Origin of the sequence: Bacillus sp. COPE52, assembly GCF_003355115.1 — a bacterium.
Lineage (GTDB): Bacteria > Bacillota > Bacilli > Bacillales > Bacillaceae_G > Bacillus_A > Bacillus_A toyonensis.
This window is the reverse complement of the sequence record NZ_CP031292.1, coordinates 2,125,919-2,139,228: the sequence shown is the minus strand read 5'-3', so window position 1 is coordinate 2,139,228 and position 13,310 is coordinate 2,125,919. Positions and strand designations below refer to the sequence as shown.

Genomic DNA, 13,310 nt, shown 5'->3' with positions numbered 1-13,310 from the left:
ATTTTTTTATGAAAACATGAAAATTAGGCAATCACCTTTCTCCGCTTTTGTCATATGATATTGCAAATTGATTTCTAGGAGGGAATACCATGAGTGAAGAAAAAAAAGATTCTTCTCGTCCACCGGTTCGCAATTATTTAAAGCAAATTGATGATTTTTTTGAGCAAACACCTCTTCGCAATGTAATCGCTGATTTGAATCATTTTTTCCAAAAAGGAAATCGTTTATTAACATTCCCTGTAGATTTATATGAAGTTGATGAAGAACTCGTTGTTACCGCTGAACTACCGGGTATACAAAAAGAGCAAATTCAAATTGAAATACAAACCGAATACTTAAAAGTCTCTGTAAAAGAAGAAATACTCGAAGAGGCAGAAGAACAAACATCTCATAACTATTATCGCCGAGAACGGTCTATTTCAGAAGCCGCAAGAATGATTAAATTGCCTTATTCCATTAATAAAAAAGCAGCGAAAGCTTCCTATCAAAATGGTGTGTTAGAAATTCGTGCACCGAAACTTCCACAACAGCATGACATTTTATCTATAGACTAATGTAAAAAAATAAGGGTGCTACGCACCCTTATTTTTAATCCACTAATCGCTTCATATCACGTATTATATCTTCGTACGGTGTATTACTAATACCGCTATACTTTTTCATTACTTTTCCATTTTGATCAATTAAATAAAATGATGTACCATGTATTACTTGACCGTTCTCTGGCTTATCTACAAGTGATTGGAAATTATCTTTTGAAAACTTTGTAATATCTTCTAACGAATAACCCGTCAATAAATTCCAATTACTAGTATCTTCTGTAAACTTTTGAATGAAAGCTTTCAGATTTTCTGGTTTATCAAGATCTGGATCTACACTAAACGAGACAAACTGAACGTCTAACTTCTCTTCCTTTGCCATCTTCTGTAATTTTGCCATATTAGCAGTCATTGGCGGACAAACTGTTTGACAGTTTGTGAACATAAAATCTGCAACCCATACTTTCCCTTTTAAATCTTTTGTACCAAATTGTTTTCCATCTTGATTTGTGAATTGGAAAGTTTCTAAATCCCAATTTAATGGTTTACGAAGCTTTGAGCCTGATCCACTACATCCAGCGAGTACAAATAGACAAAATACAACCATAAGACCAATTATTTTTTGATAACGCTTCATTTATAAACCTCTTTTCTCTATCCTAAATTTAAATAGGTTATGTTCATCATAACAAAAGTTAACACTACGAGAAAATTGTTTACTGCATTTGTTCACGAAATCGTACGAATTTACGTATGTTACTTCTTAATTTCAAGCGAATTACTAGACAAAATATGTTTTTTCACTATTATTTCTCTAAATCGTATTCGCAAAACAAAGCTCATTGTTAAAATTGTAAATACCTCTCCCTATTTTTTAACAATTAATTAAACATTAATCCATGTTATACACTGTATTCCTTAACAACATTTCGGTACAATACAACTACAAAGATTTTAAATGAGGTGATGTTCATGGCAAAGCGCTATGAAAATATGGATAATGTCAGTACAAAAAAATCAATTCGTTCTTTTTTACGATGGCGTAAAGAACGAAAACTGAACAAAAAAGACTTTTCTTTTTTAGTAGAACAATCACCTGTTAAACAAAATTCATTTTTGCAAAGCAATGTTGAAAAAACGACAGTCACATGGGTTGGCCATTCTACTTTTCTTATCCAAACGAATGGACTTAATATATTAACAGATCCAGTATGGGCAAATAAATTAAAGTTAGTTCCAAGGCTTACTGAACCAGGTCTTACTATACAAGAACTACCTAAAATTGATATAGTCCTTATTTCACACGGTCATTATGATCATTTAGATTTTTCAACTCTTCGTCAGTTAGATGATGATGTTCTATATCTTGTACCTATCGGATTAAAAAAATTATTTACTCGCAAGAAATTTACGCATGTAGAAGAATATAAATGGTGGGAAAGTACGACGATTAATGAAGTTTCTTTTCATTTCGTACCTGCTCAGCACTGGACGAGAAGATCCTTATTTGATATGAATACATCTCACTGGGGTGGATGGATTATTGATAATGAAACGACTATGGAAACCATTTATTTTTGTGGCGACAGCGGCTATTTCCAAGGTTTCAAAGAGATTGGAAAGCGCTTTTTAATTGATATTGCTCTTATGCCAATTGGCGCTTATGAACCAGAATGGTTTATGAAAGTATCTCATGTTTCCCCTGAAGAAGCAGTGCAAGCTTATTTAGATTTAAACGCGACACATTTTATTCCAATGCATTACGGAGCTTTTGCACTTGCTGATGAAACACCTCGCGAGGCAATAACAAAACTTCGAAGTAATTGGAATTTACGTATGTTACCGTGGGAACAACTGCATGTACTCTTTTTAGGCCAAACTTTTACTTATAATAGCGACACAAATAAAAAACAAGTACAAGAAAAAATCGAAACTTTACAAGTGTAATGTAACTACTTATTTTCTATATCCATCATATAATATAGAAAATCATAAAGGGTGTTTTCTATGAATGAATATTTACAGACTCGCTACATCATTAGCGGGAGCGCCTGTATAGCCCTTCTCATTTCTTACTTTCTATTCACATAAAGTGAAACTTTAATCAGTGGGGGTTGTTCATCATCCCCACTGATTATTAGCCTTCACCAATCGGGCATTTACGGACCGTTGATCTCACACCTAACTTCTTTGCTTTCGCTGAATTTTGAGGTGAGGGTCTTACTGGCCGTTAATGCGGGATAAAAAAGCTACTTGAAATATATTTTCAAGTAGCTTTTTTATTACTCTGCTAAATACATAAATCCAATTGCACCCGGACCTGTATGAGTACTAATAATAGGCGTTGTATAGAAAATTTCTGATTGAGTAAATCCACTCACTTTTTCCACAGCTGCTTTCATACTTTCAGCTAAAGGAATTGCTTTTGCATGCGGAATCGCAACAGCTTTTACAACTTTTCCTGCTGTATCTTGCTCAAATAACTTAGCTAACGTTTTTACAATTTGGCCTTGACTGCGCACTTTTGTTACAGGGTTATAAACACCGTCTTCAAGGCTAGCAATTGGCTTTATATTAAGTAGCGAACCGATAAACGCTTTTCCTTTACCGATACGTCCACCCTTCACTAAGTTTTCTAATGTATCTACCACTACATATAAACGAGTATTCTTTCTCACTTCATCTACACGTTTTAAAATTTCTTCTAGTGAGCGTCCTTCATTTGCCATTTTTGCAGCTTCTATTACTTGATATGCTAAAGCATGTGTAATAAATTGTGAATCAACAACTGTTACTTTTGTATCAGTCATCGATGCAGCACTATTTGCAGTCGCAACAGTACCACTCATTCCACTTGTCATATGGATAGAAAGTACTTCACTTCCATCTTCACCTAGCTTGTCATACATTTCTACAAATGTACCCATAGCTGGTTGTGATGTTTTTGGTAGTTCCTCTGATTTAATCATTTCTTCAATAAACTCATCAGGTTGTAAATCAACGCGATCTAAATATGTTTGTCCATTTACAGAGATTGATAATGGTAGAACATGAATGTCATACTTCTCGATTACATCTTGTGATAAATCTGCCGTTGAATCTGTTACAATTTTAATTTTTTGCATACTATCCTTCTTCCCTTTCCAATACGCTCTCCTTGTTATTATACTAGCATTCCTAATGCTTTCAACAATTTCGAACGAAATTTCATCAAATTAATTATATTTTTATACCTAAAATAAAAAGACAGAGTATTCCTGACTCTGTCCTGCTCTAATTTATGCGTTTTTTTCAAGGGTATTTGTTTTATATACATTTAAATAATCATTCCACTTCAAACATTTTTGTAAATATTCACGGAAAGAATACGAAAATCTTGGGTGCTTTTGTTTTTGAATTTTTGCAATAAATAATTGAAGACGAGACTGAATTAGAAACGATAATGGATGCTGCGCCTGTAGGACAGGGATTTCGAATATTTTAATACAATCCCCTGTTGAATGAGTGAAATAAAAACTTTTCGTAATCACAATATCAATCCTCTTTTTCATTGGATTTTGAACTTCCTCTACTTTACGCTGTAACACGTTGTTTAAAGTGGAGACTCCTTTGAATACAAAAGTATCCTTAGATGATCCCTTTAGTCCTTATGGTTAGTAGATTTATTCTCTATTCATCTCCACCTAATCCATCCCCCGTCCTAATTATCACGTGAGACGGGAATCTCGTTATCCGTAAATTGCTTAATACATTCAGTATAAACTTATAAAGGTGCAAAGTTTGTCTAAATTTTGGAGATTCTATTATTTTTTTCTTCTTTATATTGTATACGTTTATAGCCATAGTATAACAAATAATTAAAAAAGTGCCTTTATAACGAGGCACTTTTCGACTGTATTTCTTCTTCCCTTTTCTTTTTTCGCTTACTAACAATCTTTGATAAGGCAATACTAATTTCATAAATACAAATAAGCGGTACCGCAACTAAACTATGAGATAAAAAATCTGGCGGTGATATACACGAGGCAATGATAATCAATGCTACGTAAGCATACCTTCTTATTTTTATTAGAAACTCCGCCGTAAGTATGCCAATACTCGTTAAAAACATTACCACTACAGGTAATTCAAAAATCACAGCAAATGGAACTGTTAAATTAAGTACAAAATGAAAATACTTTTCTGTCGTAAACATCGTATTAAACATTTCATTACCTATCGTAGTTAAAAAATGAAATAAAAACGGCATTACAATAAAATATCCAAAACTTAAACCTGCAATAAATAATATAGACAATACCGGTATATACATTACAGTCATCTTTTGTTCATTTGGATGTAAACCTGGTTTTACAAATAACCAAATTTGTATAGCAGCAAAAGGAATTGTACAAACGATAGCAAATACTGTAGCAATCGAGAAAAAAATCCACAATACATCACTTGGACCGAGAACAGTTAATTTCATTGGTAAATCTTTTACAAGCCAAAAATAAATATCCTTCGTAAAAGTAAATCCAATAATTAAAAATAATACAAAGGATAACACTGTATAAATTACTCGTTTGCGAAGCTCAACGATATGTTCTACTACACTCATTTCCCGATCTTCCATCTCGTTCACCACACTTTACTTATCCATTACGAGGAAAATCCATTACATTTTTTCTTTCTTTTCCTTCTCTTGAAATGCGTCATCAGTCAATTCTTTCGTTGATTTTTTGAATTCTTTTAACGTTTCCCCTAAAGCCTTTCCGATTTCCGGCAATTTTTTAGGCCCAAATAATATTAGTACAGCTACTAAGATTAAAATTAACCCTGGAAAGCCAATATTTGAAAACATTTCCCCATCCCCTTTATTAGTAGATTTCTTGTCCTACTATTGCATAATTTTATTTTGTCAAAAAAGTTTGAAAACGTCAACAAATCCATCGTCTTTTGTCAAAAAAATTCAAAAATATAATCAATTATACAAATTTCATTTTCTATTGCTCTTGTGTATGATATGGTAAGGGAAATGACATATTATTTCATGATAGTAGAAAGGATTTGCATTATGACTGAAAAAATGACACGAATGACCCAATTTGTAAAAGAAGAAATTGCAAATGCAATTACACATGGTATCGGTGCCATTTTAAGCATCCCTGCCTTAATCATATTGATTATTCATGCTTCTAAGCACGGTACCGCATCAGCTGTTGTTGCATTTACCGTTTATGGTGTAAGCATGTTCTTACTGTACTTGTTTTCAACGTTGCTACATAGCATTCACCATCCAAAAGTAGAAAAATTATTTACTATTTTAGATCACTCAGCCATCTATTTATTAATCGCTGGCACATATACTCCTTTTCTACTCATTACACTTCGTGGACCTTTAGGTTGGACGTTACTCGCAATTATATGGACACTTGCAATTGGCGGTATTGTCTTCAAAATTTTCTTTGTACGCCGTTTTATAAAAGCATCCACTTTATGTTACATCATTATGGGCTGGCTCATAATCGTTGCTATTAAACCACTTTACGAAAATCTAACTGGACATGGTTTTTCACTACTTTTAGCAGGTGGCATTTTATATTCAGTCGGGGCAATCTTCTTCCTTTGGGAAAAGCTACCTTTCAACCATGCCATTTGGCACCTCTTCGTTTTAGGCGGTAGTGCAATGATGTTCTTCTGTGTACTCTTTTACGTCTTACCTGCAGCGTAATAAAAAAGGTTTCAGCTTGATGAAAGCTGAAACCTTTTTTATTACTTATGTAATTGTGATGCGATAACATCCTGTGTATGCTTCGTTAATTCTTTAATATCCATATTCGCATACTCTTCAGGTGTAATCGGCTTAGAAATCGTTACTGTTGCATGAGCTCGTTTCATACGATTTCCATTCGCTTCAAACATTTTATATGTACCATCTAACGTTACAGGTAAGATTGCTACACCAGATTTTACTGCTAGGTGAAAACTACCAGCTTTAAACTCTCCAATTTCGCCACCCTTACTTCTCGTTCCTTCAGGGAAAATTACGATAGAATGTCCATTCTTTAATAGTTCAATTCCATCTTTAATCGCTTGAAGAGATTGACGACGATCATTACGAACCATAAATACACAATTCATAAGTTCCATCCAAGTTGGTACAACTGGAAACTTCTTAATCTCTGCCTTTGAAACGAATCCAATTGGTTTATTTAAGTAACCTAGTAAAACAGGAATATCCATATTACTTTGATGATTACTTACAACTAGTACCGGCTTGTCTTTCGGAACATTTTCAAGCCCTTTTACTTCTACTGCCCCACCAGCAACACGTACCATTTTTTCACCAAACCAATTTGTCGTTTTATATACAGCATTATCTTTTTCTTGCGGTGACATCGTATTTACTTGTTTTTTAAGACGCCACATTCTCGGTGTAATCGCAATTACAATTAAAATTAAATAAAAGATTTTAAAAAACGTTTGAATCATACAGAACCCCCACCTATTATCATTCCGACCTTCATTATACTAGACAAACGAAGGAAAAAGAAGAAAAAATGTCCAAACAACAAGTGTTTGGACATTTTTAAGTATTCTATATTAGAAACGTTTTGCTAATTCACGTGCGTTAGCAATTGCTGCTTCTTTAATTTCTTGTGCTTTTTCAGGATTAGCATTCATACCTTCAACTGCAATATATTCAGTTTCATTTACACCGATGAATCCTAATACTGTTTTCAAGTGATTACGACCGAAGTCTACAGCTGCGTATGCTCCTTCAGAATAAACGCCACCTGTTGCTTGAATGTGAAGTGCTTTTTTGCCTTCTAATAAGCCAACTGGACCATTTTCAGTATATTTGAATGTTTTACCTGCGATTGCTAAGTTATCTAAGTATGCTTTTACTACTGGTGGATAGCTAAAATTCCACATTGGAGTTACGAATACATAACGATCTGCATGCATAAATGTTTCTAAGTTTGTGTTCATTGCTGCAACTTTTTGTTGTTGAACTTCTGTTAAAGTTTCAAAGCCTTCACCTGCTGCAAATTTACCCCAAGCAGCAAATACATCAGCATCAATTGCTGGTACAATCGTATTGAATAAATCAACTGTTACAACTTCGTCTTGTGGATGCTCGTTTTTATAAGCTTCGATGAAAGCTTCTCCTACTGCCATTCCGAAAGAACCTTCTGCTGAATTTGGATTTGCTGTGATAAATAGTACTTTTGTCATTGTATTCTCTCCCTTTAATTTTATCTTTAATTTGAGATTTATAATTCGAAAGTAAATAACTTACCTTATGTAAGTATAATACAAAATCTCTCGCTTCATGTCAATAAAAAATAGCTACTTTTTTTTCGTAAGTTAATAAGTTGTTTTGTAATCTATAAATTATATATTTCCATTTAAAATGTTAACTAAATAAAAAACTACCTCCATATTTCATGGAGATAGTCCTTCATCAACCTTTATTTTTGAAAAATATGTTTCACTTTTTCAGCTGGAATGTTACTTCCACCTCTACCTTTTACATCTTCAATCATCATTGTAATGACCATATCAGGTGCATTTAAATCAAATGCAGCGAACCAGCCTAGTTCTTTTCCTTCGGCCTCTTTAGATACTTTTAATTCCGCTGTACCTGTTTTTCCAGCAAGGGTCATACCATCAATTTTAGCAATTTTCCCTGTACCATCCGGATCATTAATTACTTTAGTCATAGCAGTTTTTAATATATCCTGATTTCCTTTTGAAATGACATTTTCTTTCCAAGCTTTTGGTTGTTTATCTGTTTTAATGATATATGGTGACGGAATTGTTCCATCATTTACAATTGGTGCATATGTTAAAGCTAGATGAAGAGGAGTCATTAACACTTGTCCTTGACCATATCCTGTATCTGCCATTTGAATATCATTTTTAATACCATCATTTGCGATTTTAGAAGCTGGGAATCCATATTCAATTGGTAATTTCTCATCGAATCCGAATTTTTTCGCTTCACTCATAAATTTATCTTTTCCGATTTTTAAAGCTTCTTGTGCGAAGTAAATATTATCCGAATATTTCATTGCCTTATCCAAATCAATCGGATTTGCATCTTTCACACGTGTTACGTAATAATTGCCCCAAGAAGAATCTTTTGTCCATTTCAATCCTTCAATTTTCAATTCTTCTTTTGGATCAATCGTTTTCGTTTCAAGACCGATTGCAGCTGTAATTGGCTTAAATACAGAACCTGGTACCGATAATTGTGTAAATCGGTTCGTCATCGGTTTTTTCGGATCATTATTCCAAGCTTCACGTTGTGCTTTCGATGTTCCTCGTGCAATTAAATTAGGATCATATGCTGGACTACTTACAAGTGCAATTGTTTCTCCACTTTTCGGATTAATTGCCGCACTTGAACCAGCTTCGCCCTTCATTTCATTATACGTTTTTTCTTGAACAGCACTATCGATAGTTAAAGTTACATTTTCTCCATCAACAGCTTCTGTTTTTGCTAAATTTTTAATTTCTTTTCCTTGTGCATCTTCTACAAAGACACGGCCACCTTTTTTACCGCGTAGCTTTTCTTCCAATACTTGCTCTAATCCAGCTTTACCAACTGGCTCATCAGCTTGGTAGCCTTTCTTTTGTAGCGTTTTTAAATCTTCAGCATTTACCTTTCCGATATAACCAGTTAGATGAGCTGCCGCTTCCCCTAACGGATATGTACGAACATTTACAGGTTTTGTTGCAACACCAGGTAAATCAATATACGTATTTTGCGTTGCCCCTTCAGGTAAAATTCCAATTGGTACAAGATACCCTGGTTTTACCCATTTAGCAGTTAGTTTTTGATCAATTTCTTCTACAGACATATTTAACAACTTAGCTACTGCTTCTTTCGTTTGCGGAGCAGTTTCATCTAATTTTTCTGGAACGATTCCGATCTCAGAAGCTTTCCCATTCGTCGCCAGACCTTTTCCATTACGATCGTATATTTCACCACGTTTTGGCTCTGTTGTTTGCATACGCACTTTACTATCTTTTGTCATGCCAGGGAAAATGAAATCAGGTGTCCAATCTATTTTCCAAGATTCTTTATCTCCATCTTTTTCTTTCACCATTTTTGCTTCATGACCAAAAGTGATTTTACCACCAACTGTATCCATGCTTACTTTAAAAGGAACAGGGCCTTCATCTTTTTTATCTTCTTTTACTTCCCCTGTTTCTACCTTTAAGTCTTTCACTTCAATACCAGAATAAATTTTTTCATATTTCTCAGTAAACTCTTTCTTGGAAATATCTTTTTTTGCATTTTCTGATAATTGATCGTACATATCTGTAAATTTTTGTTTATTCCATGATTTTACATATGTATCAAACGCTTCTTGTGGTTTTTCTTCTTTACCACATCCAACTAACATGAATGTTAAGCAAAGAAAAAGAATCCCCCATATTTTTCTCAACTGATTCTCCTCCTCTTTCTATAGTAATACTTTTGAAAATTTTAGCATTTTTCACATGCTACCTTTCATTATAGCATTATTGAATACCATCTATAAACTTACATTTATAAATACAAATAAAAAAATTGATGCGAATACTCACATCAATTTTTATTATTATTGTTGTTTCTCATATACATGGTAATAATACGTATACGGATTTTTTTCATCCGTTAAACCTTTTTCTACAAAAATCTCTTTCCAATTTGTCATATCCATTTCTGGGAAGAATGTGTCTCCTTCAAATGCGTAGTGGATTTTTGTTATATATAACTTGTCTACATACGGTAAAAAGAGATCATAAATTTGCGCTCCGCCAAAAATAAAAATCTCTTCTTCATTTTTACATAGTTCAAACACTTCTTCTACAGTATGAGCTACTTCGCAGCCTTCTACATGATACCCTTCATTACGAGTTACAATAATATTACGTCTTCCAGGCAATGGTCTACCAATTGCTTCATAGTTCTTTCTCCCCATAATAAGTGGGTGACCCATCGTCGTTTTCTTTACATACTGTAATTCACTCGGTAAACGCCAAGGTAAGTTATTATCTTTACCAATTACTCTATTCTCGTCCATTGCGACCATAAATGAAACAATCATCTTGTCATCTCCTCTACAATTACACTGCAACCGGTGCTTTAATCGCTGGGTGTGGATCATATCCTTCAATCGTTAAATCTTCCATCTCAAAATCAAACACAGATTTCACATCTGGATTTAATGTAAGTTTCGGAAACGGACGTGGTTCACGTGCCAATTGTTTTTCTACTTGTTCAAAATGATTCGTATAAATATGCGCATCTCCAATTGTATGAACAAATTCTCCTACTTCAAGACCACATTCATGTGCAATTAAATGTGTTAGTAGTGAATAACTTGCGATGTTAAATGGAATCCCAAGGAAGATGTCGCCACTTCTTTGATATAGCTGACAAGAAAGTTTTCCGTCCGCTACATAAAATTGGAATAGCGTATGACAAGGCGGTAATGCCATACTCGGTACGTCTTCAGGATTCCAAGCAGAAACGATTAGGCGACGTGAATCTGGCGTTTTTTTAATCATTTCAATTACATCTTTTAGTTGATCCAGTGTTTCACCAGCCGTCGTTTTCCAAGCACGCCATTGCTTGCCATATACGTCTCCTAAGTAGCCATATTTATTCGAAAAATCATCATCTTCTAAAACATTCTTTTTAAATAGGTCCATTTGCTCATCATATTGCACTTTAAATTCCTCATCTTGTTGTGAGCGAAGACCGAAATCTGTCATATCAGGCCCAGTATACTCGTCACTTTCTACCCAGCTCTTAAATGCCCATTCATTCCAAATGTTATTATTATGCTGCAATAAATAGCGAATGTTTGTATCACCTTTCATAAACCAAAGTAGTTCACTTGCTACAAGGCGAAATGGTACTCTCTTTGTCGTTAATAAAGGAAATCCTTTACTCAGATCAAAACGCATTTGATATCCAAATACAGATACAGTACCTGTCCCTGTACGATCTTCTTTCTTCGTACCGTGCTCCATTACATGGCGGCATAAATTTAAGTATTCATATTCAGCATGTTTCATATGTAGAAAAACCTTCTTTCAATCTTATATGAAATTTATCATAACATGAAAAACAACAAATTTAATAATCTTGATAAATAAAAATTATTTTCAGTAATTCTTACAAAATTATTAACTTTCCATATTTAAAAAGGTTTTCATTTTCTATTACCGAAAGTATAGTGCGGTAGGACAAAATTTAAATTTGGAGGTTAGAAGTATGTCTAAAATTGAAACTCCTGTTATGACTTCGTTACAAACTACGGTTGAAAAAATGATGAAGGATTTAAAAGTTCCTGGTGCTGCTGTAACTGTTATAAAAGACGGTGAAGTTATTCTTTCAGAAGGTTTCGGCTATCGAAATATAGAAACAAAAGAGGCTGTTACACCGAGCACCCGGTTCGCAATCGGTTCCTCAACGAAAGCTTTTGGCACACTTTCATTAAGCTTGTTAGCACAGCAAAAAAAGTTTAATTGGGATACTCCTGTCCAGTCTTATATACCTAACTTCTCTTTATGTGAACTACTTGCTACCTCACAAGTTACAGGACGGGATTTAGCCTCTCACCGCACTGGAGTGAGTCGTCATGATGCTCTTTGGTACAGCTCTTCCTTATCTCGAAAAGATCTCGTTGAAAAAATAAAACATTTACCACTTGATGCACCGTTCCGAACAGCATTTTTATATAACAACTTAATGTATGCGACAATTAGCTGCATTGTTGAAAACATTACAAATCAAACGTGGGAGCAATACGTTACAGAACATATTTTAGAACCTTTAAATATGAGGCATACAAACTTCTCTGTTACAGATTCACAAATTACAGAGGATTATGCTTTACCTTACATTGAAAAAGACGGTGAAATAAAAGAAGTTCCATTCCGTAACATCGATACAGTTGGCGCTGCTGGGTGTATTAATTCTACAATTGAAGATATGGCAAATTGGGTACTTCTTCACTTAAACAAAGGAAAGTTTGGAGATCATGAATTAATCTCCTCTGAATTATTACAACAAATGTATACACCACACAATTCAATTCCAGATCAACCAGTTCTATCACTCCCTGAATCTCCATTAAATAGTTACGGCCTCGGTTGGTTTATTAGCGCTTATCGTGGTAACAAAGTGATTCATCATGGCGGTAATATTGATGGATTTTCGGCACTTGTTTCATTCATGCCAAAAGAAAATGTAGGTCTTGTCATTTTAACGAATGCTGGAGGCACATTACTTCCTACTTATCTTGCTAACCAAATTTATGACGAGCTACTTGAATTAGAAGGCATCGATTGGCATAAACGTGCTGCAGAAGATACTGAAAAAATGAAGGAAATGATGAAAGAAGCAACTGAATCCCTTCCTGAGCAAATTAAAGAGACTACACCTTCTCACAAATTAGAGGATTATACTGGTACTTTCGAACATCCTGCATACGGAACATTACAAGTATACAAGCGAGATGATTCATTATTTGTGCAATTCATGGAAATGGACATTCAATTAACACATCATCATTACGACATCTTCTCTGCAAAAGTTGACTTATTCCGAATGAAAATGAGTTTATTATTCGCTTATGAAATGAGTGTGAGTGGTGAATTTCCATCCCTTCAGTTACATGTGCCAGCTACGTTAAGTACTCAGCCGCTTATATTTAAGAAAATTAAATAAGTATTTTGATGGTAAAAAATAAAGATAGGTGCGAATTACACCTATCTTTT

General features: G+C 34.2%; 14 protein-coding genes. 4 read left to right on the top strand and 10 right to left on the bottom strand.

Going from position 1 to position 13,310, the window contains the following annotated elements; all coding sequences use genetic code 11:
* The first annotated feature begins 89 nt into the window (after positions 1 to 89).
* Positions 90 to 554 carry an Hsp20/alpha crystallin family protein gene (locus DPQ31_RS10785; RefSeq protein ID WP_001288081.1) on the top strand — a complete coding sequence of 155 codons (465 nt, stop codon included), beginning with the start codon at positions 90 to 92 and terminating at the stop codon, positions 552 to 554.
* A 34-nt stretch (positions 555 to 588) separates the two neighbouring features.
* Here the strand turns inward: DPQ31_RS10785 and DPQ31_RS10780 are convergent, their stop codons facing one another.
* Positions 589 to 1,176 (bottom strand): SCO family protein, encoded by a 588-nt coding sequence (locus DPQ31_RS10780; protein ID WP_000833344.1) that lies wholly within the window; start codon positions 1,174 to 1,176, stop codon positions 589 to 591.
* Between the two features lie 335 nt (positions 1,177 to 1,511).
* On the opposite strand from DPQ31_RS10780, the gene DPQ31_RS10775 reads away from it, so the two are divergent.
* Positions 1,512 to 2,486: an MBL fold metallo-hydrolase gene (locus tag DPQ31_RS10775; protein ID WP_208731880.1), complete on the top strand. Its 975-nt coding sequence runs from the start codon at positions 1,512 to 1,514 to the stop codon at positions 2,484 to 2,486.
* A gap of 335 nt (positions 2,487 to 2,821) precedes the next feature.
* On the opposite strand, the gene DPQ31_RS10770 is transcribed toward DPQ31_RS10775, so the two are convergent.
* The 4 genes from DPQ31_RS10770 to DPQ31_RS10755 all read right to left on the bottom strand — a co-directional run bounded on the left by DPQ31_RS10770 (position 2,822) and on the right by DPQ31_RS10755 (position 5,382).
* Positions 2,822 to 3,664, bottom strand: coding sequence for a DegV family protein (locus DPQ31_RS10770; protein WP_001169475.1), 843 nt, complete (start codon positions 3,662 to 3,664; stop codon positions 2,822 to 2,824).
* A gap of 153 nt (positions 3,665 to 3,817) precedes the next feature.
* The gene (locus tag DPQ31_RS10765) at positions 3,818 to 4,069 is read right to left on the bottom strand and encodes a DUF2535 family protein (RefSeq protein ID WP_000629011.1); all 252 of its coding nucleotides are present in this window, start codon (positions 4,067 to 4,069) and stop codon (positions 3,818 to 3,820) included.
* A gap of 341 nt (positions 4,070 to 4,410) precedes the next feature.
* Positions 4,411 to 5,154: a twin-arginine translocase subunit TatC gene (gene tatC / locus DPQ31_RS10760; RefSeq protein ID WP_000390131.1), complete on the bottom strand. Its 744-nt coding sequence runs from the start codon at positions 5,152 to 5,154 to the stop codon at positions 4,411 to 4,413.
* Positions 5,155 to 5,196: 42 nt separating this feature from the next.
* Positions 5,197 to 5,382 carry a twin-arginine translocase TatA/TatE family subunit gene (locus tag DPQ31_RS10755; RefSeq protein ID WP_000492443.1) on the bottom strand — a complete coding sequence of 62 codons (186 nt, stop codon included), beginning with the start codon at positions 5,380 to 5,382 and terminating at the stop codon, positions 5,197 to 5,199.
* 213 nt (positions 5,383 to 5,595) lie between these two features.
* Here DPQ31_RS10755 and DPQ31_RS10750 point away from each other — a divergent pair, with 213 nt between their 5' ends.
* Positions 5,596 to 6,252 (top strand): PAQR family membrane homeostasis protein TrhA, encoded by a 657-nt coding sequence (locus DPQ31_RS10750; RefSeq protein WP_087971298.1) that lies wholly within the window; start codon positions 5,596 to 5,598, stop codon positions 6,250 to 6,252.
* A gap of 41 nt (positions 6,253 to 6,293) precedes the next feature.
* Here the strand turns inward: DPQ31_RS10750 and DPQ31_RS10745 are convergent, their stop codons facing one another.
* The 5 genes from DPQ31_RS10745 to DPQ31_RS10725 form a co-directional block, all read right to left on the bottom strand.
* On the bottom strand, positions 6,294 to 7,013 hold the full coding sequence (locus DPQ31_RS10745; RefSeq protein WP_208731879.1) for a lysophospholipid acyltransferase family protein: 720 nt from the start codon (positions 7,011 to 7,013) through the stop codon (positions 6,294 to 6,296).
* A gap of 111 nt (positions 7,014 to 7,124) precedes the next feature.
* Positions 7,125 to 7,760 carry an FMN-dependent NADH-azoreductase gene (locus tag DPQ31_RS10740; RefSeq protein WP_208731878.1) on the bottom strand — a complete coding sequence of 212 codons (636 nt, stop codon included), beginning with the start codon at positions 7,758 to 7,760 and terminating at the stop codon, positions 7,125 to 7,127.
* Between the two features lie 236 nt (positions 7,761 to 7,996).
* A complete protein-coding gene (gene pbpC / locus DPQ31_RS10735; protein ID WP_098911650.1) occupies positions 7,997 to 9,982 on the bottom strand; it encodes a penicillin-binding protein 3 in 1,986 nt (661 codons plus the stop codon).
* Positions 9,983 to 10,138: 156 nt separating this feature from the next.
* Positions 10,139 to 10,627 carry a dihydrofolate reductase gene (locus DPQ31_RS10730; RefSeq protein WP_097953481.1) on the bottom strand — a complete coding sequence of 163 codons (489 nt, stop codon included), beginning with the start codon at positions 10,625 to 10,627 and terminating at the stop codon, positions 10,139 to 10,141.
* 19 nt (positions 10,628 to 10,646) lie between these two features.
* The gene (locus DPQ31_RS10725; RefSeq protein WP_000679621.1) at positions 10,647 to 11,603 is read right to left on the bottom strand and encodes a thymidylate synthase; all 957 of its coding nucleotides are present in this window, start codon (positions 11,601 to 11,603) and stop codon (positions 10,647 to 10,649) included.
* Positions 11,604 to 11,802: 199 nt separating this feature from the next.
* Here DPQ31_RS10725 and DPQ31_RS10720 point away from each other — a divergent pair, with 199 nt between their 5' ends.
* A complete protein-coding gene (locus DPQ31_RS10720; protein WP_097956809.1) occupies positions 11,803 to 13,260 on the top strand; it encodes a serine hydrolase in 1,458 nt (485 codons plus the stop codon).
* The last annotated feature ends 50 nt before the right edge of the window (positions 13,261 to 13,310 follow it).